Source organism: Pseudomonadota bacterium (genome assembly GCA_030859565.1).
Taxonomy (GTDB): Bacteria; Pseudomonadota; Gammaproteobacteria; order JACCXJ01; family JACCXJ01; genus USCg-Taylor.
The window spans coordinates 1-26,259 of the sequence record JALZJW010000030.1 but is presented as its reverse complement, the minus strand read 5'-3'; the positions used below and the strand labels follow the sequence as shown (position 1 = coordinate 26,259).

The following is a 26,259-nucleotide window of genomic DNA, read 5'->3' as shown; positions in this document are numbered from 1 at the left end:
GTTTGCTCGGCAACAAGAATACCCTAAGCAAAGTCCGCGATCAGGGCGGCGCGGAGCGCATCCGGCAGGGGATCCAGCGCGTGCCGGTAGGCGCGATGATCGATGCCGGCGCTAAGTCCGGCGTTGCCGCCGAGGGCAATGCGCATTGCGGGCGCAAACTCGAACCTGAGAAAATGCACAGAGGAGGTCTTGTCTTCCGTAGCGCGCTGCATGTCCTCATCCGCGATCGCGAACACGGGTTCGAAGCCCGCAACTCGCATCCATACCCGATCCTCGATCCCGATCATTGCCGCCAAGGCTTGCTTGCGCTCTTCGGCGTCATCGTACTCCAGCATCATCGTCGCCTTGAGATTTCCGCCATCGGGTATCAAGGGATTGTACGCGTCCAGCTCGTCCTGAATGGGCGCGCGTTCAAAGATCCGTTCCGTCCGCAGCATCTCTTGAACTTGATATCGGATCGTGATCCGGTCTTCGAAGAGCAGGGTGCAATGCGGTCCCAGGTGCACGCTTCTCGACTTTTTGTGCGCCATTACTTTCTCCCGGAAGCGGATGCGTTCCTCGGCATAGCGCTCCAGGGTCCAGAGATCGCCGCGCTCTAATTTTCGCATCGGCCGTGCGCTAGATCCCGTAAGCCAATCTTAACAACGACAAGGGGTGCAGGGTCCTCACGGGCTTATTCAATCCGGCCTCGATGTGGTGCGCGGCGAGCGCGCAGTCACTGGTAAAATAATCGGCGTCCGCTTGCGCCACGCGATGGGCGACGGGGCGCCCGATTTTAACCGCGGCCTCGTGAAATTCGCGCTTGACCCCGTAGGTGCCGTTGTGCCCCGAACAGCGTTCGATGGCCTCGACTTTCGTCTCCGGCACTAAACTCAATATTTCCCGCGTCCTGGGGCCGATGTTCTGCACGCGCTGATGACAAGGGACATGGTACATCACTTTACCCAGCGGGTTTTTAAAATCTGTTACCAAAAGCCGCGCCTTGTGGCGCAGGCTTAAATATTCGAACGGGTCATAAAAGGCCTCGGCGACGCACTGAACATCCGGATTTTCGGGTAGCAGCAGCGGGATCTCTTTCTTGAACATCAAGACACACGAGGGCACCATAGCGACGAGGTCCCAACCCTCCTTGGCCGAGCGCGCCAAGGCCGGGAGATTGCGTTGGGCGAGGCGTTCCACCGAGCCGAGATCTCCAAGCTCCAGCTTCGGCATCCCGCAACACGCCTCTTGCTCGAGTACCCGCACCGGAACGCCATTGTGCTCGAAGATGGCGATGAGATCCTCGCCGATCTCGGGTTCGTTGTAATCCCCATAACAGGTGGTAAACAATACCACGCGGCCCTTGGTGTGCGGCGTCGCGAGCGGCTCTGTCGGCGTTGCTTTGCGCCTACGGATACGCCGTCTCAAGGTGCGCTCCTGATATTTGGGTAAAGGCGCTTGGGAATGCACGCCCAAGGTTTTCTCGGCGACCCGCCGCACGGACCTGTTGGCGGCAGCGCGATTTACCATCGGAGCCACCACCGGCACGCTGGCGATGCGGCCCACGACATCGGGGGATGACAAGAGTCTGTCTCGCACGCTCGCGCCTTCGGATTGGTAGCTCGCGGCTTTGGCCCGCAACATCAAGTGCGGGAAGTCGATGTTCCAAGGATGCGGGGGCACATAGGGGCATTTGGTCATGAAACAGAGATCGCACAGGTAGCAATTCTCGACCACCTTCCGGTAGTCCTCCTTTGACACCCCATCGACTTCCATGGTCGCCGAGCCGTCGACCAGGTCAAAGAGCGTAGGAAACGCATTACAGAGGCTCACACACCTGCGGCATCCGTGACAGACGTCGAAGACGCGCGCAAGCTCGGCATTAAGCGCGGATTCGCTGTAAAAATCCGGTGCCCGCCAGGCCAACGGATGGCGCGTAGGCGCTTCGAGGCTGCCCTCGCGGTGATCCTCGGGCGATCCGTTCATGCCATATTTCAACGGTAAGTCTTACGAGAAACGAGAGCCGGGCACAGGCCCGGCTCCATCAGAGAATCAAGATTGGTCAACGCGATCGGCCTGACGACGACATAATTCGCCGAACCCGATCCGCCGGCCGCAATCAAGCGGCTATCGCATCCAGCGCCTTTTGGAACCGATTGGCATGCGAACGCTCCGCCTTGGCCAGGGTTTCGAACCAATCCGCGATCTCACCGAGCCCCTCATCCCGGGCGGTCTTGGCCATGCCGGGATACATATCCGTATATTCATACGTCTCGCCGGCGATGGCGGCCTTTAGGTTTGCGGCCGTCGGGCCAATCGGAAGCCCGGTCGCCGGATCCCCGACCGCCTCGAGGTATTCGAGATGACCGTGCGCATGGCCGGTCTCGCCTTCAGCCGTGGACCGAAACACCGCCGAGACATCATTAAAACCCTCGACATCCGCCTTCTGCGCAAAGTACAGATAGCGCCGATTGGCTTGGGATTCACCCGCGAAGGCATGCTTCAGATTGTCTTCAGTCTTGGTGCCTTTCAACTGCATAACGCCTCCTCCACGAAATTGCTTACCGTATTTTTTAGACTAAGTCTAAGTGCAATCAGGAGTCTAGGGTCTACCCGCCTCAATGTCAATCGACGCGAGCGCGACGGCTGGCTTCGATTCTAATCAGCGCGTTGTGCATTGACCCCGAATTTTCGGTAGTTTACCGTAACACGCCGGAGGATAGGGCGTGGCGCGAAAAAACACCGGGTTTGATTTGGAGCAGGCGCTCCGAGAGTTGGAGTCCTTGGTCAACAAGATGGAGGCGGGCGAGCTTAGCCTCGATGAGTCGTTAAAGCACTTCGAGCGGGGGGTGGCGTTAACGCGGGCCTGCCAGAAGGCGCTCGGTGAAGCCGAGCAACGGGTAAAAATTCTTCTTGAGAAAAACGGTACTCAAGCGCTGGCGCCGTTTGCTCCTGGCGCCGGGGACAATGACGGGCTGTGAATACCCGGGATGGCGTTGTTGCTACCGTGATGGATCGTTAAAACACGTGTGACCGCCCGCGCGTCAATCGAACAATTCCGCCTGGCTGTAGATCAAGCCTTGGAGCGGTGGCTGCCGCCGGCTCACAAGGTTCCGGCCAGCTTGCACGCCGCCATGCGCTACGCCGTTTTAGGCGGCGGTAAACGCGTCCGTCCGCTCCTCGTCTACGCGGCGGGAACGGCTTTGGGCGTCAACCGCGAGGCCTTGGATGGCCCGGCCTGCGCCGTGGAGTTGGTGCATGCCTATTCCCTGGTGCACGACGATCTTCCGGCCATGGACAACGATGATCTCCGCCGCGGACGTCCAACCTGCCACAAGGCCTACGATGAGGCCACGGCCATTCTCGCCGGAGACGCTCTCCAGGCGCTCGCTTTTCATGTGCTCGCACACGACCCGGACATTCGGGTAGGCGCCGAACAAAGGCTGCGGATGATCGACACCATAGCGACGGCCAGCGGGTCACGCGGAATGGCGGGCGGACAGGCGCTCGATCTCGCCGCGGTGGGCAAGACGCTCAACATCGCCGAGCTCGAAAACATGCATATTCATAAGACCGGGGCTTTGATACGCGCGAGCGTGCGTTTAGGCGCCCTGTCCCAAGTCGGCGTGGATCCAGAAATCTTGGAGCGGCTCGAGCGCTACGGGAAATGCGTGGGGCTCGCCTTTCAGATCCAGGACGATATCCTGGATGTCGAAGGGCACACGGAGGTCATCGGCAAGCCCCAAGGGTCCGACATGGCGCGCAACAAACCGACCTACCCCAACCTCCTCGGGTTGGACGGCGCCCGGCGAGCCGCTGCGGAACTCTTTAACGAAGCATTAGCCGCCATTTCCAATCTCGGATCGGCCGGCAAGCTACTTCAGCGACTCGCTGGCTACATCGTGGAGCGCGAAAAGTAGGCCGGGATCCAGACAGTTACGGCGAGAAACCGTCCCATGATTTTTTGGCTCACGCCTTGCCAACGATGAACGTGATGACATTACGCGCGGCGCTCGTTCGCGCCGGTGCGGCTGGATTGACAACGATGGAGACGAAAACGGTGTGGCGGATAGCTGTATTTCTGGCCGGCGCATGGGGACTGACCGGTTTAGCGTACGGGGGTGAGTACGCCCTCGTCATAGAAAAAAAGGTGATCAACCTGACAGGCCGGGATAAGGTGGTCCCGACGATCAACGGATCCGTGCCCGGCCCGGCGCTCCGCTGGCGCGAGGGCGAAGAGGTGCTGATCCGTGTGACCAACCGCCTCGACGAGCCAACGTCCCTCCACTGGCATGGGATCATCCTGCCCGCCGGCATGGACGGGGTGCCGGGGATAAGTTTCGATGCGATCGCGCCGGGTGCGACTTTCGACTACCGTTTCACGCTCAAGCAGAACGGCACCTACTGGTACCATAGCCACTCGGGGTTCCAGGAGCAAGCAGGGATGTACGCACCCATCGTCATCGCACCGGCTCGGCGCGAAAACTACCGCTATGATCGTGACTACATCGTCATGCTCTCGGACTGGACCGACGAGGATCCGCACACGGTCTACGCGAAGCTGAAGAAGCAAAGCGGGTATTACAACTTCAATAAGCGCACGGCCTCCGACTTCTTCCGCGACGTTGCGGATAAGGGATGGGGGGCGACGATTTCCGATCGGCTCGAGTGGAGCCGCATGCGCATGGACCCCACGGATATCGCCGATGTCACGGGCTACACCTACACGTTTCTCATCAACGGAAGACCACCCGCCGCCAACTGGACAGCGCTCTATAAAACGGGCGAGCGCGTGCGGCTGCGGTTTATCAACGGTTCGGCGATGACCTACTTCGATGTCCGCATCCCCGGGCTCAAGATGACCGTGGTGCAGGCTGACGGCCAGGATGTGCAGCCGGTCGCGGTGGATGAGTTCCGCATCGCTGTGGCCGAGACCTACGACGTGATCGTGGCGCCTGAGAGCGGCCGCGCGTATACCCTCTTTGCCGAGGCGATGGATCGCAGCGGTTACGCGCGCGGCACCCTCGCACCGCGGGAGGGCCTGTCGGCGCCCATCCCTGAGATGCGGCCGCGGCCGTTGCTCACGATGGCGGACATGGGCATGGCACACGGCCCGATGAGCGGACCGCAAGCGGCGGGCATGGACCACGGTGGGCACATGGATGGCATGCATGGCACGGGGTACGCGGCCACCGATAAGGCGAACGAGATGACGGCAATGATGCACGGACCCGACGACCACGGGCCTGGCAATGAGATGATCGCGATGATGCCGGCGGATAGGCTCGGCGAGCCCGGAATCGGTCTCGATACTACGGATAGGCGCGTCCTGGTTTACACGGACCTGCGAAATAGCCAGCCCGGCTATGACCTTAGAAAACCGATCCGGGAGATCGAGTTGCACCTTACCGGCAACATGCAGCGCTTCATGTGGTCGTTCGACGGAAAAGAATACTCGGAGGCGGAGACCATCCGGCTCCGGTACGGAGAGCGCGTGCGCTTCACCTTCGTGAACGACACGATGATGAATCACCCCTTGCACCTCCATGGCATGTGGAGCGATCTCGACAACGGGGCGGGCGCCTACAAGCCGCGCAAGCACGTGATCAACGCGAAGCCGGCTGAGCGGCTTTCCTTCGAGGTGACGGCCGACGCGCTCGGCGAGTGGGCGTTTCACTGCCACATGCTCTATCACATGGAGGCCGGCATGTTCCGGAAGATCGTCGTCACCCAGGATGCCGCGGCTCCCGGCTAAGCAAGCCGCGTTGGGACGGCTGCGAGCGGGGAGGTGATCCAAGCATGCGTAAGCTCTGGGCATCGCTGCTTTGGCTTAAGGTGACGGGCCTGGCAGCGGCGCCGCCCGTCCAGCCGCACGCTGATCAGATCTTCACCTACGTCCAGGCGGAGCAGTTGGAGTACCGGATCGCGAGCAACGGGTCCGGCACGCTGGCCTGGGATGTGCGGGGCTGGGCCGGCGGGGATTACAACCGCGTATGGTTTAAGACCCAAGGGGATAATCGTATCGGCGGTCCAGTGGAAAACGGCGAAGTGCAGCTCCGATACAACCGCTTGGTGACGCCCTTTTGGGACCTGGCCGTCGGGGCCCGCTATGATGTGGAACCCGATCCCTCGCGAGCTTATGCCGTGTTCGCCCTCCATGGGCTCGCACCGTATCTTTATGAAGTGGACGCGGACATGTTCATCAGTGAGGAGGGCGATGTGTCCGCCCGCCTTGAGGTCGAGTACCCAATTCTAATTACGCAGCGATTGATCCTGCAGCCGTCGTTCGAGTTGGACTTCGCCGTCCAGGAGGTGAAGGCACTCCGGATCGGCCCCGGGCTGAGCCAGGTTGAGCTGGGTCTGCGGCTACGCTACGAGATTGTGCGTGAGCTCGCGCCGTACATCGGCTTTGTTTGGGAACGGAAGGTCGGCCGGACGGCCGATTTAGCGAAAGGCGGGGGGGAAGCGTATGACACTTCCGCGTTCGTCGCCGGGGTCCGGTTCTGGTTCTAGGTCTCCTCAACGCTAAGCCGGGCAGGGGCGGCTGACAAGCGTTTCTCCACCCGTGAGGGTCCGAGCGCGGCCAGGACGGCGAGGCCGTCATTCCATCAGCACTAGCTGGCCGAGCGGATAGTCAGTACCGGGACCTCGGAGGTGCGAACCACCCGCTCCGCCACACTCCCCAACATCATGTGCGACAGGCCGGTGCGCCCGTGGGTGCCGATGACGATGAGATCGGCTTGTTGCAGCTTAGCAACCTCTACGATCTGGAGGTAGGGCACGCCTTCGGCCAGATGGACGGTCGTCTTGGGCGCCTCAGCCACCGTCTCTTTGACGAACTGCTCGAGCCGCTCCCGCAGCCGTTTCGCGAGACCCTCTTGCAGGTAAGGGGGTAGCTCCACGGTACCGTCCGCGACCGCATAGGCGAGAGGCTCATAGGCGTGGACCACATCAACTTGGGCCCCCAACCGCTCAGCCAGCGCCAAGGCGTACTCCAAGGCACGTGCGGAAGGCTTGGAAAAATCGACCGGACAGAGAATTCGATTGATGACGAGCATAAGATCCTCCTCGCATTAGCAATGGTATTTCGCCTGGCATGGCATGCATTGGCAGTCGAGACTTCATGCTGCCGCAATGATTCCCGCAAGGGAACCGGCGTACCCTGATCGAACACCACGCGCACTCAAGCGGAAGCCAGCGCAGTTTGCGCCGCGTGTTCAAGGACGGAACGCACTTGTTCGAGCGAGACGCGCGGAAACCATTCGACGAACTGTGAAACCTGCGCGCCGTCCTCAAGGTTCTCAAACAGCGCGGCAACGGGCACGCGTGTGCCACGGAACACCCAAGTTCCGCTCACACGTTGGGGATCTCGTTCAACGGCTGGGCAGTTCGACCAATCCATCATGAAACCAATGATAGCACTTGGGTATTGTTACGGCGAAGCACTCGATCGGGCGGCCGCGCCAGCGGCTGCCAGCCTCGCCGGGTAACATCCTCCGGAGCTCCGCGTCAGCGAGCGGGCCGGCATTGCGTGAGCCGCTCGAGGCCGGCGGCGATGGGCGCGGCTTCGCCGGGGCGCTCGGTGTCCCAGATCAGGGTCAGCGGCTGCTCGTGCGGCGTTAAGGACTCCTGGCTACAGCGCTGGTGTTCGAGCACCGCGAGATTGGCCTCGGAAGCATCGTGGCCTTCTGCCGCGCGGCGCGCGATCCGCGCACGCAACGCCGCCTCGCCCGCCCGAAAATCCAGGATCCGGAACGGCGCGCCGAGCGATCTCGCAAGCGCCGCGAAGGCCTCACGCCGCGCACGTGCGAGGAAGGTGGCATCGACGATGACCGGAATGCCGCAGCCGCTCACGATGCGGGCGAGGTCCAAGAGCCGTTCATAGGTGCGATCGGTCATGGCGGCATCGTAGATCCCGGCCGCCACGGTGCTTGCGGTCTTCGCCTCGGCCGGCAGACCGGCCAGCCGCTTGCGCTCGATGTCGGAGCGGATGCGTAGTGCCCCGAGCCGGGGGATCAACGCCGCGCTCTGCGCCGTCTTGCCGGTGCCGGAGACACCGTGGGTGATGAGGATGAGACCCGGAGGACGCGGCTCCGCATAGCGCCCAGCAAGCGCGAGATGCCGCTCGTAGCGCGCAAGGCACGCCGCCTTCGCGCCCCCGGAACGATGCTCGAGATAGGCGACCTTGGCCCGCACGAGCGATCGGTAAACGCGGTAGAGGTCCAGCAATGGCAGGCCCCCGTAGTCACCCGTCTCCTCCAAATAATGGTTGAGGAAGATCCACGCGAGATCGGGACGCTCGCGCACATCGAGGTCCATCAAGAGGAAGGCGATCTCGCTCATGACATCGACGAAAGAGAGCGCGGCATTGAACTCGATGCCATCGAAGACCACGATCCTCCCCTCCAGCAACACCATGTTCGTGAGATGCAGATCCCCGTGGCATTGCCGCACCCGCCCTCGCCGCTTGCGTCCTGTTATGAGCTCACGATGCCTCTCAAGCTGCCCCTCGGTCCAGGCGCGCAAGGACAGAAGCGCGTTGCCGGCATCGATCTCCGCGGGCCCGTTCCCGATCTCCGTGAAGTTCTCCAAGGCATACTTGCCGACCTCGGGGGCGTTTCCATACGGCACATCGGCCGGAGCGATCTCGGCGCCGTCGTGAAACTCCGCGATCGCCTTGGCAAGCGCCTCCAGCAAGTCCCCCGTGAGATCGCCGCGCGCGAGCACCTGGTCGAGCTGCGCCGTGCGAGGAAAGCGGCGCATCTTGACGCAGTATTCGATAGGAGAGCCGGGCCCTCCCAAAGAAGGCGTATCCTCCGTCCCCGTCACCGCCACGACCTCGAGATAAAGCTCGGGGGCGAGGCGCCCGTTGAGCCTCAGCTCCTCCTCGCAATAAAACCTGCGCTTCTCGAGCGTAGAGAAGTCGAGAAACCCGAAGTCGACCGGCTTCTTGAATTTGTATGCGTACGGGCCGGCCAGGAGCACGTAAGAGATGTGGGTCTCCGCCAACTCGCAGCCCCCGATCGGGTGGTCGAAGAGCTCGGGTTTCTGTAAGTTTTTAAGCAATCGCCCCAAGCGATCACAGGCCATCGCCGTAGCCCTCACGTGGCCCGCAAGAGAAGCGGGCGAATCAGCGTTGGGTTCGTCGACGTGGGGGTTCGGCTCCAGTTGAATTCGGGACGATTCGACATCCGCACGCTGTCGTTCACACCGGTTCCACGCCCGCGCGTATGAGGGAGGCGCGTAAACGCTCGATCTCATCGAGGAGGTCGAGGATCACGGCGGCGGCCTCGGCGCTCGCCGCGAAGTCGCGCTCTAGCCGCGCGAGCCGGCGGGCACGCAAGAGATCCGGAGCGCCGAAGCGCCACTCCGTCTCATCCGGGCCCTCGGGCGACAGGACACCGACCTCGACCAGCTCCACGATCCACTCTACCTCGGCCTCGCAGGCCTCGACCATCTCCTCTAGCGACAAGGCACCTTGCTCGCTGAGGAGAATACCTGTGACGATGTCCGCGTCCATCTGGTTTCACAGGCCCAAGCCGCGGCGAGGGTTGAAGGCCAACTCCCGCGCCAGGGTCTGATAAAGTTCTTTCGCACGCTCCGTCCTGGGAATGGGCAAGACCACCTCCAATACGAGATAGAGATCTCCGGGCGGCTCCCCCGGGATCCCGCGGCCCCGCAAGCGTAGCTTCCGCCCGCCCTGGGAGTGCGGCGGGACCTTGACCTCCACCGTGCCCCCCGGCGTAGGCGCCTTGACCGTGGCGCCGAGCGCCGCCTCCCAGGGTGCCACCGGCAGGCTCACGTAGAGATCGCGGCTGTCCAGCCGGTAGAGTGCGTGGGGCTTGAACCCGACCTCGATGTAGAGATCGCCGTCCTTCCCGCCCTTCACCCCGGCGGATCCTTGCCCGGCCAGGCGGATGAGCTGCCCTTCGCGGATCCCCTTGGGGATCTGCACGTTCAGCGTGCGCTCGCGCACCGCGAGCCGCCCTTTAGCGTCGAACTCAGGCACGCGCAGTGTCACGGTCCGCGTGGCACCGCGAAAGGCGTCCTCGAGGTCAATGAGGACCTTGGCATGATGATCCTCGCCGCGGCGGTGGAAACCCGCCCCGTGCCTCGCCCCAACCGCGCCGCCGAAGAGCGTGGCGAAGAAATCGCTGAAGTCCCCACCGAAGGCCTCGCCAGCAGGGCTCCCGCGGAACTCGAAGCCCGCGTCCCAGTCGGGCGGTGGGTGAAAGTCCTGACCGGGCTGCCAGCCCGTCCCCAGCCGATCGTAGGCGGTGCGTTTCGCGGGGTCCTGCAACACCTCGTAGGCTTCGTTGATCTCCTTCATGCGCTCCAATGCATCCCGTTCCTTGCTGACGTCGGGATGATACTTGCGCGCGAGCTTGCGGTAAGCACGCTTGATCTCGCCCTCGGCGGCCGAGCGCGCGACGCCCAAGGTCTGGTAATAGTCTTTAAACTCCACGTGCTTTCTTGTCCATCGCCGGCCGATCCGGCCCTCATCTTAGCGCCCCGAGCAACGCCTTTTGGTTGCACCTCAATATTCTATACGGAATGCCACTCGCCCTTCGGTAGCCCATAGCAAAGGGGGGCATGATCTTGATCAATGGTTTGCAGGCCCCATATTGTATCCTACCCATGGCCGCGGTGCGCCGAAGGCGGCGGACGCGGCAATAAATTTCTTCACTATGGAGGTACAACCATGTACGAATCCTTGTTGCGGTTTCCGACCGATCTGTTCGCCGAGCTAGAGCGGCTGCAACGTGAGATGCAGCACGGTTTCGGGGGCTTGGGTCTGCCATCGAGCATACGTGCGGTCGGCCGCGGTGCGTTTCCGGCGATCAATATCGGGAGCACGCCGACATCCATCCAGGTCTATGCGTTCGCGCCCGGCATCGATCCCGCGAAGCTTTCGGTCAGCATCGACCGCGGGCTACTGACCATCGCGGGCGAGCGGGCCTCGGACGTACCGGAGGAGAGCGAACAGCTCAGCCTCTATGCGCACGAGCGCGCCACCGGTTCCTTCAAGCGGGTGGTAAGCCTGCCGGAGGACGCCGATCCGGCGCGGGTCGAGGCGAGTTACCGCGATGGCGTCGTCCGCATCACCATCCAGCGGCAGGAATCGGCGCAGGCGAGGCGTATCGAGGTCAAGTGAGTCTAGTCATCGAATTTTCATTGGAGGAATGAGTCATGAGCGAGAAGCGAGAAGTTGTACAGCGGGCGGAGGAACGGCACAGCCCGGCGATGGTGCCGGCGGTGGACGTGCTCGAAGACGAGACCGGGATCACGCTGTTTGCGGATCTGCCCGGCGTGCCCAGGGACAGGCTCACGGTGCGCGCGGACGGTGACGGCCTGCTCATCGAAGGCGAGGTTGTCCTGGAGACACCGGAGGGCGCGACCCCTGCCTACGCGGAGGTCCAGACGCTGCGCTTCCGGCGGCTGTTCACCTTGAGCCGGGAGTTGGATACCACGAAGAGCGATGCGGCGTTCAAGGACGGGGTGCTCAAGCTGCGCATCCCCAAGGCCGAGCACGCCCAACCGCGCCGGATCCAAGTCAAGGTGAGCTGACGAACCCGGCACCGTGCCGAATCTTGGCGCGGTGCCGGTGATCACATCCAGCAACGCAGTCAATCCGCCTCGGCGCCCGGCCGGCCCTCCGCCACAACGAAGGAGCGAAGGGTCGAGATGCCGGCTTCGCTGTTCGTCACGTTGTCCATCGCGCGAAGCCTCACCCGGGCGCGCGAGGGCGTTATCTCGATCGTGACGTAACCGCGGCGCGAGTAGTTCCCGAACCGGATGTGTGGATTTTTGCTCTTCACGGCATCCACTTCTTCGTCGCGGCCAGGCGGCTGCGACGTGATCGAGGTCCCGACGATCTCCGTCGCGACGGTCGGTGAGCCAGGGTCGTCGAAGTCGGGCTTGAGGTCGCTGACCCAAAACGAGTGGATGTCCCCGCCGATGACGAGCGGGTTGGGTGTGCGGCTCGCGTGAATGTGCTCGAGAAGACGCCGTCTTGCGATCGGGTAACCATCCCAACCGTCCGTCCAGAAGGCGCGGCGCGAGTTGCGCGGGAGGGGCCGCTGCGCCATCCGTGTCTGCTGGGCGAGGACGTTCCACCGCGCCCGCGCTTTTCCGAGGCTTTGAAAAAGCCATTCCTCCTGGACCGATCCGAGAAGGGTGCGCGAGGGGTCTAGCCTTTGAGGACACTCCTCGACGATGGCCGAGCCGCCCTTACCCGGGTTCGGGCAGACCTGATGCGAGCGGTACTGGCGATCGTCGAGCACGTAGAAGTCGAGGAGGCTGCCGAAGGCTACTCGCGTGTGAAGGCGCATGTGGGGACCAAAAGGATGAGCGCTGCGGGGCAGCGGCATGTGCTCGTAGTAGGCGCGGTAGGCGGCGGCGCGTCGCGCGAGGAACCACTCGGGCGGGTCGAGATCCTGCGAGCGCTCGTTCGCGTAGTCGTTGTCTACCTCGTGATCGTCCCAGGTCACGATCCAGGGAAAGGCCGCGTGGGCGGCTTGTAGATCGGGGTCGCTCCGGTAGAGCGCGAACCGAGCGCGGTAGTCCTCGAGCGTGATCGGCTCCGGGGCGCCGTGTTTGCGAACATGGCCGATACCCCAGGACGATTCGTAGATGTAATCGCCGAGGTGTATCACCACGTCGAGCTCTTCGGAGACCATGTGACGGTACGCGGTGAAGAAGCCTTGCTCGTATTGCTGGCAGGAAGCGAAGGCGAAGCGGATGCGGTCGACCGCGCTCCCTGGCGCGGGCGCGGTGCGCGTACGGCCCACGCGGCTTGAGGTGTCGCCGGTGCGGAAGCGATACCAGTACGGGCGGTCTGGCTCGAGCCCTTGGAGCTCGACATGGACGGCGTGCGCGTAATCGGGCGATGCGATCGCCGTCCCCCGCTGCACGACGCGTGTGAGCTTTTCGTCGCTCGCGACCTCCCATGAAACCCTGACGAGCTTCGGTGGCATGCCGCCGCCTTCGAGCGGATCGGGAGCGAGACGCGTCCAGAGGACGAATCCGTCTGGGCGCGGGTATCCCGAAGCGACGCCGAGGCTGAAAGGGTCTCGCGCAAACCGGGCCCGCGGGCTCGCGAAGCCGAGCCGAGAACCCAGAACGAGGCCCGCGGCGGCCGAGCTTGTTCTCAAAAGGAAGTCGCGGCGCGAAAGCCACGGCACGCAGCGTCTCATATGAGCCATGCCCTTCATTTCGTGCCGAGGCAGGGTATCAGAAAAAATAAACGCCCTTTTTCTTCGAAAGGAACAGTACGGATGGACCTATGACTTGTCAATCACGCGAGAGTTATTTCAATACCTCGATGAAGAGCGCGAACGGCGGTGACGTTACGGAAGCTACTTGAGCAAGCGAGCCGGCCGGACGGGATATACTAAGGCGCGTACGGGTGTGTCGTTTTCGGGCCGCGGCCCGCGTTCAATGCCTATCCGGTTTTCTGTAACCTTGGCTTGTCCTTCGTCAAAGGCATGCATCATGAACCATCGAAGAGAGATATTTGTCGTCGCCTTATTTGTTTGGTATGCGAGCTTTTCGATCGCCATGGCGATTGCACCGGCGGATCGCGAGTTTTGGATGGCCGCGAGCATTTTACCGGTGCTCTTTGTGGCCGGTCTCGTGGCGAGCTATCGGATCTGTCCATTGTCCAGCATTTCCTATTTTCTGATCACCCTGTTCCTGACATTACATGCGATCGGTGTCCACTACACTTATGCAGAGGTGCCATTCGGAAGTTGGTTGCAGCAGGCGCTCGCTTTGAACCGCAACCACTTCGATCGCATTGTCCATTTCTGTTTCGGATTCCTATTGGCCTATCCCTGCGAGGAGTGGTTTCGTCGATTCGCGCACGTCCGCGGCTGGTTGCGATACTATCTGCCCAACATCACGATACTTGGGTTAAGCGGTCTCTGGGAGATTGTGGAATCCTGGTTCGCGGAGTTGATGAAGCCCGAGCTTGGTCTCGTCTTTCTCGGATCACAAGGTGATATGTGGGACGCGCAAAAAGACATGAGCGCGGCGCTGTATGGCTCTGTTCTCTGCACTGTGCTGATTGTCTTGAGCCAGACGCGATGGATCGCTCCGGATCCTCGTGTATCGCCATCGGATCGCTCCTTGGAGGATCCCTCATGACATTCACCACACTATCAACGGTGCCGGGGCCGAGGCCGTCGCTCGGACAGAATCGGCTGTTGCAGGTGTTGCTCGGCGGCTATCTCCTCCTATGGGTAGTGCTCGCCATCTCGCCGGTCGATCGACAGGACTGGTTGCTGGAAAATATTCTAACCATGGTATCGGTAACGCTGCTCATCGTTACCTATCGCCGTTTCCAGTTTTCCGATCTCTCCTATGTCCTGATCATTCTTTTCATGATATTGCACGCGGTCGGAGCTCATTACACGTACTCCAAAGTGCCATTGGGATTCTGGCTGCAAGGAGTCATGGACCTCGATCGAAATCATTATGATCGCCTGGTGCACTTCGCGTTCGGCCTGCTCCTGGCCTATCCCGCCTACGAGGTAGTGCTCCGCTGCGCGAAGACGCGGCACGGGTGGGCACTCGTGCTTGCAGCCTCGACCATCGTTGCCATGAGCGGTTCCTTCGAAGTCCTCGAATCATGCGTGGCCCAGATCGTCAGTCCGGAGCTAGGCGCGGCTTATCTAGGCACTCAAGGGGATGAGTGGGACGCGCAAAAAGACACGACGATGGCCATCATAGGAGTGCTTATCTCCCTCGGGTTCGCGTCTCTAATTTCCGGATCAAATGGGTAAAGCCATCCTGCACGCGCGTTTGCTCGCGTGTCGCAGACAGGTGGAAGGTTAATTCGGTGCCGGGGTTCCGGTAAGATTTACATCCAGTTCGCCGGGCATGATGGCCTCTTAAGAGAGTGCAGGCCTAGGGGATTGTCGGCTCGTACTTGGCGAATCCAGTCGCCCCAATAGCCTGATAATTTCACCGATTCCGGCCCGACCCCGCGCACGTTTGACAGCCTACCGGTCCAGTCGTATCTTCGCTGCTGAGGAAAAAGGGCTTTTGAAATTCTTATTCTCAGCTAAGCTCAAGCGCTTAAAAGGTGGCTTGATGCCTACCTTTTAACCGGCCGGATACGGGTGCAGGGGGCTTGAATGTCCTCAACGTTTAATCCTTTTCCGGAGGTGCCTCCTGAGATTGAGAATGCAGCCCAGTCCGGAGAGCTGGTCGTTTTTGTTGGCGCTGGTATATCGCGGTTAGTTAAGTGTCCTTCATGGGACAGCTTTGCGGATAGAGTTCTGGAGCAGCTCGTGCCTGCGGGCGTGGACTACTACGAGTTATCGCAGATCAAGAGAATAGCGGACCCAAAGAGGAAATTGTCTATCGCTAAAATCGTTGCGCAAAAGAAAAAGATAAAAATCGATTACGCATCCATTTTTCGTGTGCCGCTGGAGCCGGACAACGTATACAGCTATCTCAACTCATTCAACTCATCTTTTGTTACGACGAACTACGAGAAGTATCTGTCCCCCGATTCACGCAAAACACATCCGGAAGAAGACTGGAGGTTCTATAAGCGAGAGCAGCTTCTGAGAGTGAATCTGGATCAAAATGGAAACGTGGTGCACATACATGGTTGTCTGGAAGACCCCGATACCATGGTAATTACCACTAAGGACTACCTGGACCATTATTCGAGCAAGGAAGTGCAGGATTTTTTGCGGTATCTTTTTGAGAAAAAGACGGTCTTATTTTTGGGTTACGGTTTGGATGAGATCGAAGTGCTTGAGTACATCCTTCGCCGCGGAGGGGCAAATGCTAATCCAGGAAAGGAGCGGATACGGCGGTATATCTTGCAGGGATTCTTCAATGCGGAAATGGCTCTCTATGAATTGCTCCGGGACTATTATCTTGATTCGTTCGCAACGGAGTTAATCGGTTTTCCCAAAGACTATAAAGATTATGGTCACCAAGTAGAGATACTCATTTCCTGGTCGAAGAAGCTAAGGTTTAAAGACATAGCGCTTGCTGATGAGGCTGCTGCCATGGAGGAGGAGATCCGTGGCTGACTCGCTGACGCCAAAGCAGCGAAGCGCCGTAGAACGCGCTAAACGAAATTCTGATCTGCAACCAATTCTCTTTCGCAAAGCGACTGGAGTTCGATGGTTTTCCGCGTTTAAAGAGGCGGGGTTTCTCCGTCCTTCAGAGATCCCGCCACCGCTGCCAGCTAAGGAAGAGAGCTATGTCAGTATTCCAGTGTGGCCGATTACTGACTACCTGGTGGCTACTTCTGCAGAACTTCTTGATCCGAAGAATGAGACATATGCCGTCAAGTTCCTCGAATTCATTCGAAATGCGACGACTCATGCCAAGGAGCACAGCTTCGGTAACTATCGGGTCTGGTGGCAGTTTTCAAAGATCATTCGCAGCCTTCCACCTCATTTAGTCAGCTTGGGTGACTTAGCACTTATCGACTACTGGCTTGATGACTTGTACGAGCGGGGCGTGGTGGCAGAAAGTCTAGGCGAACATTGGTTAATCAGCCTACTCGATCGGGACGATGAGCACTGTAGGGCGCTCTCGATGAGTTTGCTGGATGTGTTGTACAAGACAAATGTTGTAGACAAAAAGTACGCTGTTTCAAAAAAGAAGGAGGCGGTACTGCGCTTTGACAGTTGGCACGCAAGGAAGCTTACTAAAAAGGTCGCTGCTAGTGTCGGTAGAGTGCTTGGTCTGGCAGCAATCAAGATATTCCAAAAGCGACTTGAGGAAATCTTGGTCGAACATGATAACGACCGATGGTCTTCAGTATGGAGATCGGCTATTGAGGACCATGAGCAAAATCATGCCGCAGATGATGCGGAAGACATCATCTTGGAGGGATACCGGGATTCGCTGTTGGCCTACACAGAAGAAGCCCCGGTTGCGGCCAACGATTATGTCGGCCAACTCCTGCAAAGCCCGTTTGAGACTACAAAGCGGATTGCGATCTTCGCGATAGATCAGCGATATGAGCAGTTAAGTCAATTGGTAGGCCGAGCCATTGTCGCCGAACATTTCACAAGCAACTTTCGGCATGAATTGTGGCATCTCTTGCACAACCGCTATCCGCAATTCTCACCAAACGAAAAGGTGCTGGTGCAAGAGGCGATCGTGCGCTTGGCAGAAAAGGATGAAAGCGATCAGCAAAACGAGGGTCTCAAGGCGTACCAACGTGCCATATGGCTGTCGGCCATCAAAGACTACGGAGATGACGTTGCTCAGCGTTACCGACGATGCGTCGATATCGTAGGTGGGGATCCCGAGCATCCGGATTTCTCTAGCTACATGACCAGCGGACGGGTCGATCACAAATCGGCCATTTCCAAGGAAGAACTCCTTTCGTGGGATTCTGATGAACTGATCAAACATCTCAACGTGTACCTGGAATCCTATAAACAACCTCGGGCGTTTGATGGGCCCGATTTAGAAGGTCTAGCAAAGGAGCTGCGTCAGGTCGTGAAGGCCGAACCTCTACGGTTCTACAATCAGCTACACAAATTTTCTACGTTGGGGCTTCCATATATCCATGAGTTTATTGAAGCGTATGGCGAGCTGTGGATAGAAAAAGCGCAATTGCCGTGGGAAGAAATCTGGGGATACTTGCTAGCGTTCTGCAATGACGTCATTGAGCAAGAGAGATTCTGGTTGCCGGAAAACGCGCAGCAAGAAAATGCCTTCGTGGCAAACAGGTATTGGATTGTAGGAGGAATCGGACGCCTAATCGAAAACGGCACAAAATCTGACGAGCATGCATTTGCTGAGAAATACCTGGGGCGGGCAGAAGCGATTCTTCTCACTCTTCTTGAAAAAGAAAAAGGCGAAGAGTTCAAACCGGATTGTGATGCGGTGTTTGTCGCAATCAATAGTCCCCGAGGGCGATGCGTTGAAGCATTGATAAACCTTACCCTGCGTTCCTGTCGTTTAGCAGACAAGCAGCGCAGCAGTCATGTTGAAATTTGGACCCACTTTCAGCCCATATATGACTCTGAGCTGGCTCGGGCCGATCACGGGGAATACGAGTTTGCCACCCTCGCGGTCAACTACTTGCCTAACTTTCTATATATGTCGAAGGATTGGGTTTTAGAGAATCTTCCAAAAATTTTCGCCAAAAACAATTATCAGAAATGGCTATGCGCTATGAAAGGCTATGCCTATGTCAACACGGTGTATGAAGGAGTCTACAAGCACCTGAAGGAGAATGGTCATTTTATTCGGGCTTTGGATGACGAAAACCTCAAGGAGAAGGTGGAAGACACAATTGTTCAAAATATCGCAATTGCCTACGTTAGCGACTTCGAAAAATTAGAAGATGAGTCAAGCCTGATTCATCAGTTATTGGTTCGCAAGAAGCACCAAGAACTCAGTCAGCTAATTTGGTTCCTGTGGACACTGCGCAGGGATGGCGATGAGAAAATCAGGACAAAGATCTTTGAACTATGGCCCCGTCTTCTCGATGTCATTGACACGAGTACCCGTGAAGGGAAGCGGCTAGCATCAAAGCTTTGCGATTGGACCATCTTTGTGGACGAGGTAAATGAAGGAAACAAGAATCTAATACTTGCAGTGGCGCCGTTTGCCGAGGAAGCCCACAATTCTCATGATCTGCTTAAAAGCATCGCCAAGATTAGCGAACGGCAACCTCTCGAAGCGTATGAGATATGGCGTCGACTTCTCGAAGGCGCCAGGCCGGACTTCCCCGAAGAAGCGATTCGGGGCGCGCTCACTAATCTCGTACGGGTAGGACCAGAAGGATTACGCAAGGCGAAAGAAATTGTCAGTGAATACCTAAGAGGTGGTAACGAGCAGCCGACTCAGTGGTTTCGAGAAATTACTGGCGCGGCGCAAAGTGTCTGAGCCCAAATATGCCCGGCAAAAGGCGGCAAAAGGGGCTAGGGTCACTTTATTTTGTCTCACAATTCAATCTGCACTTGACCATCCAAATCCCCGCTCTCTGGCCTCTGCGCCCTCGGCCTGCCGCGGGGCTTGGACTCGCGTCGCTGCCAGGCATACGCTCTATCGTATCTATGAACCGGGCGTTACCTAGCGGTTGACCTTGACTCAGGGCTAGGCGGATATCCGCTATGGCCTGGGCAAGTTAATCGATCCTGGCCCCTTTACCCTGCGGCGATCTGAGCCGCCTTGGCCCCCTTGAGCCCTTTAACATCAAGCAACCCCGATAAGGATGTTTCAGCCATCCCGCGCAAGCTCCCAAACCGCTGCAACAACTGGCACACCAACTCCACCGCATTGGTCCCCTGTAGCCCTACACGCAACAGGATGGCAAGCAACTCCGCATCGGTCAACGCGTGCGGACCACGCCGAAGCAGTCGCTCGCGTGGCCGTTCGTCTTCAGGCCAGGCGATAATTCCTTGAGATCGCTTTCTTGCCGTGCTATCCATGCTGCATACAACAGTGGTCGCTATTCCAGCAAGGCTATCCGCAAGCCGGCCGACTCAAGGCGCAGAAAACCCCTGTCATTGGTTATCAGAGCATTTGCCTTGGCGTGCAGCTGTGGCGGCGTGCAGCGCATCCGGGGTATTGAGTTTATATTCGCCGCGCAGTCGTGCCGCTGTAACAGCGATTGGCGTCGTGACATCCAAGATGTCCAGGTTTGGAAATCCGGACAGCAGGCTTAGCAGATCCTGGGCCTTGTCCGCCCGACCCACACGGAAGGCAGGCACCAGAAGTTCGGTCAGTGCCAGACTGGAAAGCACGCCGTGAATATCGCCTCCCTCCATGCGCTCGAAGAGGTGTTGTACCTCCTGGTAAAACCGCGGGTGGTGCTCCAGGAAATAGATCAGAACAGGCGTATCGAACGCAATGCGGTTGCCCGCCGGGATGTTCAATCCCAATGGGCCCGCTCCTTCTTGAGGTCTTCTGCGTAACCACGCCAGAGTTCGTCACTGCACCTTTCAAGGGCCATCGTAAAAGAATGGGGGGCCTTGCGGATGACAATTCTGTCTGCCTCAGCCTCGATCAGGAGGCGATCCCCGGCCTGGATGCCAAGCCGCTTTCGGATCTCTGCCGGTAATACGATTTGCGATTTGGAACTGAGGGTTGCCACGGTCATTGGGACCACCTCATTGCTTTACTAGATAGTAAAGCGGATCGCAGCCAACGTCAAACCAGCATGATCGCCAGCACGTTAGTGGGCCAGCCGGCTTTTGCCCGAGCGCATCCCGCCCAGGATCAGCGTGTTCATACCGCGTGCTCTCTGCCGCTCGCGGTATCGATTCCCAAGATGCGCTCGATGCCGCTGAGATCGAGGTGTGTTTCACAAGCATCGGCCAGCCGGTCGATGTTCGCGTCACGGATCTGGTGGTAATCGGGCGTCCGCGGCTCGCGCAGGCCCGCCCAGCGTAGCAGCGCGTCGCAGGCCGGGCCGGACTCGAACAACCCATGCAGATAGGTGCCGAGGATCTGGCTATCGGCCGAGAGCGCACCCTCGCTCCGGTCTTCCAGGTACACGGCGGGGCGCTCGAGCGCCTTGCCGGACGTCACGCCCGCGTGGATCTCGTAACCGCTGACAGGGGATTGGTCCAGCGCCAGCCAGCCCGTCATGTTATGGAGTTGTTTGTGCCGCTCCAGGGTGGTGGCGATCGCGAGCAGTGCGAGACCGGCGCTGTTGCCGGGCTCGCCTTCCAGCCCGAACGGGTCGTGAATGGATCCGCCGAGCATTTGGAAACCACCGCACAGCCCGATGAGCTTGCCGCCGTAACGCAGGTGGCGCAGGATCGCTTGCTCCCATCCTTGCGCGCGCAACCACGCGAGGTCGGCGCGCACGCTCTTGGAACCTGGCAGAATAATCAGATCGCAGGCGGAGAAGGTCTCGCCCGGACCGAGATAGCGAAACTCCACCTGCGGGTGTAAGCGCAGCGGATCGAAGTCGGTGTGATTGCTGATCCGCGGAAGCGCCGGGACGATGATCCGCAGTGGTCCGTTCGCTTTCATAGCGTCGCGGTTGAGCGCGTCTTCCGCCTCGAGATGCAGGCCGTGAAGAAAGGGCAATACGCCGAGCACCGGTTTATCGGTGTAGTGCTCGAGCCAGTCTATGCCAGGCCGGAGGAGCCCGAGATCACCCCGAAAACGGTTGATGACGAAACCGGCGATCCGATCCCTCTCCGTCTCGCTCAAGAGCGCCAGCGTGCCCACCAGATGGGCAAACACGCCGCCGCGGTCGATGTCCGCCACCAGCAGTACCGGACAATCAGCCGCCTCGGCGAAGCCCATGTTGGCGATGTCGCGGTCGCGCAAATTGATCTCCGCCGGGCTGCCCGCACCTTCCACCAGGATCACGCAGTACTGGGCGCAGAGGCGTTGATAGGACGCCATCACCGCCGCATGCGCGATGCGCTTATACTCGTGATAGGCGCGCGCGTCCATGGCGCCGATGGCATGGCCGTGAATGATGATCTGCGCGCCGACATCGGTGTTGGGTTTGAGCAGCACCGGGTTCATGTCGCTGTGGGGCGCGAGGCCGCAAGCCCGCGCCTGCACCGCCTGAGCGCGGCCGATCTCACCGCCATCCACGGTAACCGCGCTATTGAGCGCCATGTTTTGCGGTTTGAATGGCGCCACGCGCGCGCCACGACGCGCGAGCAGCCGGCACAACCCCGTGACCAGCGCGCTCTTGCCCGCGTCCGAAGTCGTGCCCTGCACCATCAAGGTCGGGGTCTTCATGGCGGCGAGGCGCTCCTCTGCGCCCAGGAGATAGAGCGTCTCGGTGGTTTCCATGCACGTCATTGTTTCACGAGAGGAAATGTAAAACACATTTTTTTTGTACCGTTACGCATAGCTTCCGTGTAACTGCCGCGGGCCTGATAGAATGGTCTCGGACTATTGAATAGGCAAGCAGTGAGCATTACCGTCCCTATCTCCGTGGGGGAGTTTATCGACAAGCTGACGATCCTCGAGATCAAGTCGGAGCGGATCACTGACCCCGAAAAATACCGGCACGTCGCGCACGAGCTCGAGGTACTGAGCAGGCTGTGGCATACCTCTGGGCATGCGGAGGCGGCAATCGTCGAAGAGCGCACGCGCTTAAAGGCACTCAACGGCCGGCTGTGGGAGGTCGAGGACCATCTCCGCGACAAGGAACGGGCGCGCGAATTCGATCACGAGTTCATCGAATTAGCGCGCAGCGTTTATAGGCTCAACGATGAACGCGCAGAGACCAAGCGTGCGATTAATCTCAAGCTCGGCTCGGGGATCGTGGAAGAAAAATCCTATTCAAGCTATGACGCCACGGCCTGAGCGTGCGCTGCCGGGCGATCTTGGGGATCGAGCCGTTCAGTCATCGGAAAAGGCGCTCTTCATCTCGCTTAGCAATGTTGGTGATGCGATCATGACGACGCCGGCGCTCGAATTATTGCATGCGCGCTATCCCGAACACTCAATCGACATCGTCGCCGATCGCCGCTCCGGGGAGATCTTTGAGCACTGTCCGTACCGCGGGGAGATCTTCTACAAGAACAAGCGCGCCGCTTGGCGCGGTGTTCCGGCGCTCTTAGGCCAACTGCGAGCGAATTTTTATGATGTGGTGGTGGATCTGCGCAGCGATGGCCTCGCGTATCTATTGCGCGCCCGCCGCCGGTATACCAAATGGGGCGCCCGGGCCGTGCGCGGGCCGCATGCCGTGCAGCGATTGATGGCGATTGTCGAGGGATTATCGGGGCCGGCGGAAATCCCGCCGCAGAGGATCTGGGTAAACGAGGCCGCCCGGGAGTTTGCGCGGCGGGTCTTGGCCGATCTTCCCCGCCGCCGCTGGCTCGTGCTCGGACCGGGGGCCAAGGGGCCGAAGAAGGTTTGGCCCACGCAGCGATTCATCGACATGGCGAAAGCGGTCGAAGATCGGTTCGATGGCGTTATTGTTCTAGGCGGACCGGGCGATGTAACCCCTGCGGCTGAGGTAACCGCGGGCCTGCGGCTGCCGGTCCTCAATCTTGCCGGGCAGACGAGCATCCTCGAGGACTGCGCGGTATTAGCGCAGGCACAGGTTTTCGTCGGTAATGATTCGGGGCTCGGGCATATGGCGAGCGCGGTGGGGATACCGACCTTGACCGTGTTCGGTCCGACGGACGCTTTACGCTACCATCCCTGGGGCCAGCAGGCGGACTGGCTCTGCGAGCCCGAAGGCCGGATCGAGGCGCTGTCCGGAGCCGCGGTCGCGGCGCGGTTGCGTCTTCACCTCGAACGCCTCGGGGTCGGCGGCGATGCAAATTTACGCTGCGCCGCCTCATGTTCCAGCAGCCATTTCTTGCGGGGCAGGCCGCCGCCGTAACCGGTCAAGGCACCGTTCGCACCAATCACGCGATGACAGGGAACGATGATGGAAATGGGGTTCTGGCCGTTCGCAGTTCCCACGGCACGCGCGCCATTGGGTTGTCCGATGCGCCGTGCCTGCTCACCGTAACTGATGGTCTCGCCGTAGGGAATGTCGCAGAGCGCTTTCCAGACCTGCTTCTGAAAGGCCGTGCCCTCGCCGGCGAGCGGGAGGTCAAACCCGGTCAGCTCGCCGGCGAAGTAGGCTGCCAATTGCTGGCGAGCGGATTTGAACCAGGCGTCGTCGCGCACCCAGCCCTCCTGCGGCCGTGACGATTGCCGTTCGGCATCCATGTAGAGCCGGGTCAGGGCCAAGCCGTCCGAGGTCAGCAGGAGCTCACCGATGTGGCTCGGCAGCAGGCTGAAAAAAGTTTTCATTTCATCCTCCGGCATTCAAGTGGTTCCACAAGTGCAGAGCGGCATAGGCGCGCCAGGGCCGCCAGGCTTCGGCGACGGCGAGCAGTTGTTTCGGCTTGGTGAGTTCTAGCGCCTTCATCAAGCCGAGATCGCTCTGCGGAAACGCATCGGGGTCGCGCAGCGCGCGCATCGCGATGTAGCTCGTCGTCCAATCTCCGATACCGGGCAGTTCCCTGAGTTGAGCCATGCTCGCCTCCACATTCGCGGCAGGTTCCAGGCGCAATTGACCGCTCGCGAGGGCGCGCGCCAGACCCTGAAGGGTTTGCGCGCGCTTGGCGGGCAGGCCGAGATCAATCAGCCCTTGCAGCGGCGCTTCGGCCACGCGCTCCGCGCTGGGTGAGAGATGGGTCAAGCCAGGCTGCGGCGTGGTGATCGTCTCGCCGAAGGCCGCGACAAAACGGTTGAACAGGGTGCTCGCTGCCTTCACGCTGACCTGCTGGCCGAGAATGGCGCGGGCCGCAAGCTCGAAGGTATCCATTGCTCCGGGCACGCGCAGGCCCGGCAAACGCCGGACAAGATGGCCGAGTTGCGCGGTCTGCGCGAGTTGCGACTCGATGACCTGCGGATTTGCGTCGAGATCGAACAGCCGCCGCATTTGAGCCAGCACTTGCGGCAGCACCGGCATCAATCCCGGCGAGATTTCAGCGCGTATCAGGTTCTGATGATGGATCGGCGTCGCCGTGAGCCAGCCGCAGTACCGCCCGTTCCTGACCGTGCGCTGGTAGCGCGCACCGTGCACCGCTTCCACCGCGCATGCTCCGCGGCTGCCGAGAAACCCGGCCAGATGCGTCCATGCCAACGGTGGACGAAACGCGAGCTTGAGCACGATGGCATCCGCGGATGCGCTGACCTGTCCATGGCGGCGCAAGCTCGTTGGATTGAGTCCATAACGCGAACCGAACAGGTGATTGAATCGGCGCACGCTGCTGAAGCCGCTGGCGAACGCGACATCCGCCATGCGCAGATTTGTATCCGTGAGCAGTTGCTTGGCCAGCAACAGCCGACGGGTCTGCGCCAGCTCGATCGGCGAAACCCCGTATTCCTGCTCGATCACGCGCCGCAGTTGCCGCGAGCTCACGCCATACTTGGCCGCGAGGTCTTCCAGGCCAGCGTCGTTCAGCGCGCCCGCCTCGATACGCATCGCCACCCAACGTGCGGTCGCAGGCACCGCATCCACCGGTGCCGCGCCGGGCGCGAACTCCGGGCGGCAGCGCAGACAAGGGCGATAGCCTGCACCTTCCGCGGAGGCGGCGTTGCTGTAGAAGGAACAATGATCCCGGCGCGGCAGGCGCGCGGTACAAACCGGCCGGCAGTAGATGCCGGTGGACGAAACCGCCACGAAAAAGGCTCCGTCGAAGCGCGCATCGCGTGCCCGGAGCGCTTCATAGCAGTGTTGGGGATCCAGTTGCATGACGCCAAGTGTAGGCCCGGCCCTTGCCGATGTCTGGCCGTTTTCGGACATTGATATGAAGGATGCTGCGGTTGATGATCGCCTGCACCGCCAGCGGGCGGTGGCTCCTGTCCCGGTACTTCGGAAAACTCTGCACAAGTTGATTCCGTTCGAGAATAGGGCTCTCAAACGCCCTTTTTTGTCGACAAGATAAAGTATAACTGGACCTGTGGGCTGTCAAACACGCGAGTCTCGGTCCAGAATCGGGGAATTTTCTTGTATCGCTTCGGGTTCGTCATTCGCGGCAAACTCTGGTAAGTTTAGGCTGTAAATCCACTTTTTTTCGAAGAAACCAGATGCCTTCTTTATCGATTCTCTGCGGGGTTTTTGCTAATCCTGATCAGAATTTTAGGGTACGTGAATGGAGTGATGTCCGACAGAGCAAGCTATACGGCGCTTATTCCGGCAATCTTCGGCGCGCTCGTGCTTCTGTTCGGGGTTATCGCGCAAGCGAAAGAAAATCTGCGAAAACACTTGATGCACGCGGCCGTCGTTGTAGCCCTGCTCGGATTTATCGCGACGGCCGGACGTCTGATACCGCGTCTTGGCGAACTGACGTTTTCGGGCGCCGAGATCGCGCAGATTTCAATGGCCGCGGTTTGCCTTCTGTTTGTCGTGCTTGCCGTCAAATCGTTCGTCGGCGCGCGTCGAAAGGTCTGATCGGGCAAACTTGTTCTGCCTTTGCGGCTGAACATTTCAGCGTGATCTTGGCCTCTGCTCGCAAGCGGATTACAGCGGCCGCGGTTGTGAGCCACCCTGCCCACGACTGGCCAGCGTCGGCAGGGACTTGATGGTGTCGCCGGCCTTCTGATCTGCCAGGCGAAGCTCGTAGAGCTTCTGTAGGTTCATCCAGAACTCAGCGCTGGTCCCGAAGAAATGCCCGAGGCGTAGGGCAGTGTCGCCCGTAATGGACCTCTGGCCATTTAGGATCTCGGTAATACGATTCGTCGGAACCTTGAGCTGGCGGCTTAATTAGGTTGTTCAGTAAACCACCGGCTCTGCCGGTGAGACTTGAAAAGGCTATGCCGTTCGTGCAATAGAAAAGAGACGATTCCTCCCGAGGT

At 59.8% G+C, this 26,259-nt stretch carries 29 protein-coding genes; 13 read left to right on the top strand and 16 right to left on the bottom strand.

What is annotated here, in order from left to right; genetic code table 11:
• Positions 1-23: 23 nt before the first annotated feature.
• The 3 genes from M3436_06540 to M3436_06530 all read right to left on the bottom strand — a co-directional run bounded on the left by M3436_06540 (position 24) and on the right by M3436_06530 (position 2,518).
• Positions 24-608 (bottom strand): DUF3501 family protein, encoded by a 585-nt coding sequence (locus M3436_06540; protein MDQ3563796.1) that lies wholly within the window; start codon positions 606-608, stop codon positions 24-26.
• A 10-nt stretch (positions 609-618) separates the two neighbouring features.
• Positions 619-1,965 carry a heterodisulfide reductase-related iron-sulfur binding cluster gene (locus tag M3436_06535; GenBank protein ID MDQ3563795.1) on the bottom strand — a complete coding sequence of 449 codons (1,347 nt, stop codon included), beginning with the start codon at positions 1,963-1,965 and terminating at the stop codon, positions 619-621.
• 133 nt (positions 1,966-2,098) lie between these two features.
• Entirely contained in the window at positions 2,099-2,518 is a 420-nt protein-coding gene (locus M3436_06530; protein MDQ3563794.1) for a rubrerythrin family protein, read from the bottom strand.
• 187 nt (positions 2,519-2,705) lie between these two features.
• Between M3436_06530 and M3436_06525 the strand changes: the two genes are divergently transcribed.
• The 4 genes from M3436_06525 to M3436_06510 all read left to right on the top strand — a co-directional run bounded on the left by M3436_06525 (position 2,706) and on the right by M3436_06510 (position 6,492).
• Positions 2,706-2,960, top strand: coding sequence for an exodeoxyribonuclease VII small subunit (locus M3436_06525; GenBank protein MDQ3563793.1), 255 nt, complete (start codon positions 2,706-2,708; stop codon positions 2,958-2,960).
• 48 nt (positions 2,961-3,008) lie between these two features.
• Complete coding sequence (ispA, locus tag M3436_06520; protein MDQ3563792.1) at positions 3,009-3,899, top strand: (2E,6E)-farnesyl diphosphate synthase; 891 nt, start codon at positions 3,009-3,011, stop codon at positions 3,897-3,899.
• A gap of 65 nt (positions 3,900-3,964) precedes the next feature.
• A complete protein-coding gene (locus M3436_06515; protein MDQ3563791.1) occupies positions 3,965-5,734 on the top strand; it encodes a copper resistance system multicopper oxidase in 1,770 nt (589 codons plus the stop codon).
• Positions 5,735-5,778: 44 nt separating this feature from the next.
• Positions 5,779-6,492, top strand: a complete 714-nt coding sequence (locus M3436_06510; GenBank protein MDQ3563790.1) for a copper resistance protein B — start codon at positions 5,779-5,781, stop codon at positions 6,490-6,492.
• 101 nt (positions 6,493-6,593) lie between these two features.
• On the opposite strand, the gene M3436_06505 is transcribed toward M3436_06510, so the two are convergent.
• From M3436_06505 to M3436_06485, 5 genes are all read right to left on the bottom strand, one after another.
• Positions 6,594-7,037, bottom strand: a complete 444-nt coding sequence (locus M3436_06505; GenBank protein ID MDQ3563789.1) for a universal stress protein — start codon at positions 7,035-7,037, stop codon at positions 6,594-6,596.
• 125 nt (positions 7,038-7,162) lie between these two features.
• A complete protein-coding gene (locus tag M3436_06500; GenBank protein MDQ3563788.1) occupies positions 7,163-7,384 on the bottom strand; it encodes a DUF433 domain-containing protein in 222 nt (73 codons plus the stop codon).
• A gap of 104 nt (positions 7,385-7,488) precedes the next feature.
• Positions 7,489-9,069 carry an AAA family ATPase gene (locus M3436_06495; protein ID MDQ3563787.1) on the bottom strand — a complete coding sequence of 527 codons (1,581 nt, stop codon included), beginning with the start codon at positions 9,067-9,069 and terminating at the stop codon, positions 7,489-7,491.
• A gap of 115 nt (positions 9,070-9,184) precedes the next feature.
• Complete coding sequence (locus tag M3436_06490; protein MDQ3563786.1) at positions 9,185-9,499, bottom strand: chaperone modulator CbpM; 315 nt, start codon at positions 9,497-9,499, stop codon at positions 9,185-9,187.
• 6 nt (positions 9,500-9,505) lie between these two features.
• The gene (locus M3436_06485; protein ID MDQ3563785.1) at positions 9,506-10,444 is read right to left on the bottom strand and encodes a DnaJ domain-containing protein; all 939 of its coding nucleotides are present in this window, start codon (positions 10,442-10,444) and stop codon (positions 9,506-9,508) included.
• A gap of 237 nt (positions 10,445-10,681) precedes the next feature.
• Between M3436_06485 and M3436_06480 the strand changes: the two genes are divergently transcribed.
• Both M3436_06480 and M3436_06475 read left to right on the top strand, forming a co-directional pair.
• Positions 10,682-11,134: an Hsp20/alpha crystallin family protein gene (locus M3436_06480; protein ID MDQ3563784.1), complete on the top strand. Its 453-nt coding sequence runs from the start codon at positions 10,682-10,684 to the stop codon at positions 11,132-11,134.
• 35 nt (positions 11,135-11,169) lie between these two features.
• Positions 11,170-11,547: an Hsp20/alpha crystallin family protein gene (locus tag M3436_06475; protein MDQ3563783.1), complete on the top strand. Its 378-nt coding sequence runs from the start codon at positions 11,170-11,172 to the stop codon at positions 11,545-11,547.
• Positions 11,548-11,606: 59 nt separating this feature from the next.
• Here the strand turns inward: M3436_06475 and M3436_06470 are convergent, their stop codons facing one another.
• Positions 11,607-13,184: an alkaline phosphatase D family protein gene (locus tag M3436_06470; GenBank protein ID MDQ3563782.1), complete on the bottom strand. Its 1,578-nt coding sequence runs from the start codon at positions 13,182-13,184 to the stop codon at positions 11,607-11,609.
• Between the two features lie 289 nt (positions 13,185-13,473).
• On the opposite strand from M3436_06470, the gene M3436_06465 reads away from it, so the two are divergent.
• The 4 genes from M3436_06465 to M3436_06450 all read left to right on the top strand — a co-directional run bounded on the left by M3436_06465 (position 13,474) and on the right by M3436_06450 (position 18,861).
• Positions 13,474-14,127, top strand: coding sequence for a DUF2238 domain-containing protein (locus M3436_06465; GenBank protein ID MDQ3563781.1), 654 nt, complete (start codon positions 13,474-13,476; stop codon positions 14,125-14,127).
• Positions 14,124-14,765 (top strand): DUF2238 domain-containing protein, encoded by a 642-nt coding sequence (locus tag M3436_06460; protein MDQ3563780.1) that lies wholly within the window; start codon positions 14,124-14,126, stop codon positions 14,763-14,765. Before M3436_06465 ends, M3436_06460 begins: the two co-directional genes overlap by 4 nt.
• A 354-nt stretch (positions 14,766-15,119) precedes the next feature.
• A complete protein-coding gene (locus M3436_06455; protein ID MDQ3563779.1) occupies positions 15,120-16,034 on the top strand; it encodes an SIR2 family protein in 915 nt (304 codons plus the stop codon).
• Entirely contained in the window at positions 16,027-18,861 is a 2,835-nt protein-coding gene (locus tag M3436_06450; GenBank protein ID MDQ3563778.1) for a hypothetical protein, read from the top strand. Before M3436_06455 ends, M3436_06450 begins: the two co-directional genes overlap by 8 nt.
• A gap of 260 nt (positions 18,862-19,121) precedes the next feature.
• On the opposite strand, the gene M3436_06445 is transcribed toward M3436_06450, so the two are convergent.
• The 4 genes from M3436_06445 to M3436_06430 all read right to left on the bottom strand — a co-directional run bounded on the left by M3436_06445 (position 19,122) and on the right by M3436_06430 (position 21,687).
• Positions 19,122-19,406 (bottom strand): hypothetical protein, encoded by a 285-nt coding sequence (locus M3436_06445; GenBank protein MDQ3563777.1) that lies wholly within the window; start codon positions 19,404-19,406, stop codon positions 19,122-19,124.
• 75 nt (positions 19,407-19,481) lie between these two features.
• Entirely contained in the window at positions 19,482-19,859 is a 378-nt protein-coding gene (locus M3436_06440) for a PIN domain-containing protein (GenBank protein ID MDQ3563776.1), read from the bottom strand.
• The gene (locus M3436_06435; GenBank protein ID MDQ3563775.1) at positions 19,850-20,077 is read right to left on the bottom strand and encodes an AbrB/MazE/SpoVT family DNA-binding domain-containing protein; all 228 of its coding nucleotides are present in this window, start codon (positions 20,075-20,077) and stop codon (positions 19,850-19,852) included. Before M3436_06435 ends, M3436_06440 begins: the two co-directional genes overlap by 10 nt.
• Before the next feature lie 128 nt (positions 20,078-20,205).
• Positions 20,206-21,687: a cobyric acid synthase gene (locus tag M3436_06430; protein ID MDQ3563774.1), complete on the bottom strand. Its 1,482-nt coding sequence runs from the start codon at positions 21,685-21,687 to the stop codon at positions 20,206-20,208.
• A gap of 174 nt (positions 21,688-21,861) precedes the next feature.
• On the opposite strand from M3436_06430, the gene M3436_06425 reads away from it, so the two are divergent.
• A complete protein-coding gene (locus M3436_06425; protein MDQ3563773.1) occupies positions 21,862-22,260 on the top strand; it encodes a DUF6165 family protein in 399 nt (132 codons plus the stop codon).
• A complete protein-coding gene (locus tag M3436_06420) occupies positions 22,244-23,287 on the top strand; it encodes a glycosyltransferase family 9 protein (protein ID MDQ3563772.1) in 1,044 nt (347 codons plus the stop codon). Before M3436_06425 ends, M3436_06420 begins: the two co-directional genes overlap by 17 nt.
• Here the strand turns inward: M3436_06420 and M3436_06415 are convergent.
• Both M3436_06415 and M3436_06410 read right to left on the bottom strand, forming a co-directional pair.
• Entirely contained in the window at positions 23,191-23,721 is a 531-nt protein-coding gene (locus M3436_06415) for a methylated-DNA--[protein]-cysteine S-methyltransferase (GenBank protein ID MDQ3563771.1), read from the bottom strand. The genes M3436_06420 and M3436_06415 overlap by 97 nt on opposite strands.
• Positions 23,708-25,156, bottom strand: a complete 1,449-nt coding sequence (locus tag M3436_06410) for a helix-turn-helix domain-containing protein (GenBank protein ID MDQ3563770.1) — start codon at positions 25,154-25,156, stop codon at positions 23,708-23,710. Before M3436_06410 ends, M3436_06415 begins: the two co-directional genes overlap by 14 nt.
• 408 nt (positions 25,157-25,564) lie before the next feature.
• Between M3436_06410 and M3436_06405 the strand changes: the two genes are divergently transcribed.
• Positions 25,565-25,855 (top strand): hypothetical protein, encoded by a 291-nt coding sequence (locus M3436_06405; protein MDQ3563769.1) that lies wholly within the window; start codon positions 25,565-25,567, stop codon positions 25,853-25,855.
• Between the two features lie 69 nt (positions 25,856-25,924).
• On the opposite strand, the gene M3436_06400 is transcribed toward M3436_06405, so the two are convergent.
• The gene (locus M3436_06400) at positions 25,925-26,134 is read right to left on the bottom strand and encodes a HigA family addiction module antitoxin (protein MDQ3563768.1); all 210 of its coding nucleotides are present in this window, start codon (positions 26,132-26,134) and stop codon (positions 25,925-25,927) included.
• Between the last annotated feature and the right edge of the window lie 125 nt (positions 26,135-26,259).

What these genes read in the sequence shown, in the direction of transcription:
- M3436_06540 (MDQ3563796.1), bottom strand. Translation starts at nt 608, where the DNA reads ATGCGAAAATTAGAGCGCGGCGATCTCTGGACCCTGGAGCGCTATGCC.
- M3436_06535 (MDQ3563795.1), bottom strand. Translation starts at nt 1,965, where the DNA reads ATGAACGGATCGCCCGAGGATCACCGCGAGGGCAGCCTCGAAGCGCCT.
- M3436_06530 (MDQ3563794.1), bottom strand. Translation starts at nt 2,518, where the DNA reads ATGCAGTTGAAAGGCACCAAGACTGAAGACAATCTGAAGCATGCCTTC.
- M3436_06515 (MDQ3563791.1), top strand. Translation starts at nt 3,965, where the DNA reads ATGAACGTGATGACATTACGCGCGGCGCTCGTTCGCGCCGGTGCGGCT.
- M3436_06510 (MDQ3563790.1), top strand. Translation starts at nt 5,779, where the DNA reads ATGCGTAAGCTCTGGGCATCGCTGCTTTGGCTTAAGGTGACGGGCCTG.
- M3436_06505 (MDQ3563789.1), bottom strand. Translation starts at nt 7,037, where the DNA reads ATGCTCGTCATCAATCGAATTCTCTGTCCGGTCGATTTTTCCAAGCCT.
- M3436_06500 (MDQ3563788.1), bottom strand. Translation starts at nt 7,384, where the DNA reads ATGATGGATTGGTCGAACTGCCCAGCCGTTGAACGAGATCCCCAACGT.
- M3436_06495 (MDQ3563787.1), bottom strand. Translation starts at nt 9,069, where the DNA reads ATGGCCTGTGATCGCTTGGGGCGATTGCTTAAAAACTTACAGAAACCC.
- M3436_06490 (MDQ3563786.1), bottom strand. Translation starts at nt 9,499, where the DNA reads ATGGACGCGGACATCGTCACAGGTATTCTCCTCAGCGAGCAAGGTGCC.
- M3436_06480 (MDQ3563784.1), top strand. Translation starts at nt 10,682, where the DNA reads ATGTACGAATCCTTGTTGCGGTTTCCGACCGATCTGTTCGCCGAGCTA.
- M3436_06475 (MDQ3563783.1), top strand. Translation starts at nt 11,170, where the DNA reads ATGAGCGAGAAGCGAGAAGTTGTACAGCGGGCGGAGGAACGGCACAGC.
- M3436_06470 (MDQ3563782.1), bottom strand. Translation starts at nt 13,184, where the DNA reads ATGGCTCATATGAGACGCTGCGTGCCGTGGCTTTCGCGCCGCGACTTC.
- M3436_06465 (MDQ3563781.1), top strand. Translation starts at nt 13,474, where the DNA reads ATGAACCATCGAAGAGAGATATTTGTCGTCGCCTTATTTGTTTGGTAT.
- M3436_06460 (MDQ3563780.1), top strand. Translation starts at nt 14,124, where the DNA reads ATGACATTCACCACACTATCAACGGTGCCGGGGCCGAGGCCGTCGCTC.
- M3436_06455 (MDQ3563779.1), top strand. Translation starts at nt 15,120, where the DNA reads ATGTCCTCAACGTTTAATCCTTTTCCGGAGGTGCCTCCTGAGATTGAG.
- M3436_06445 (MDQ3563777.1), bottom strand. Translation starts at nt 19,406, where the DNA reads ATGGATAGCACGGCAAGAAAGCGATCTCAAGGAATTATCGCCTGGCCT.
- M3436_06435 (MDQ3563775.1), bottom strand. Translation starts at nt 20,077, where the DNA reads ATGACCGTGGCAACCCTCAGTTCCAAATCGCAAATCGTATTACCGGCA.
- M3436_06430 (MDQ3563774.1), bottom strand. Translation starts at nt 21,687, where the DNA reads ATGAAGACCCCGACCTTGATGGTGCAGGGCACGACTTCGGACGCGGGC.
- M3436_06420 (MDQ3563772.1), top strand. Translation starts at nt 22,244, where the DNA reads ATGACGCCACGGCCTGAGCGTGCGCTGCCGGGCGATCTTGGGGATCGA.
- M3436_06415 (MDQ3563771.1), bottom strand. Translation starts at nt 23,721, where the DNA reads ATGCCGGAGGATGAAATGAAAACTTTTTTCAGCCTGCTGCCGAGCCAC.
- M3436_06410 (MDQ3563770.1), bottom strand. Translation starts at nt 25,156, where the DNA reads ATGCAACTGGATCCCCAACACTGCTATGAAGCGCTCCGGGCACGCGAT.
- M3436_06405 (MDQ3563769.1), top strand. Translation starts at nt 25,565, where the DNA reads ATGTCCGACAGAGCAAGCTATACGGCGCTTATTCCGGCAATCTTCGGC.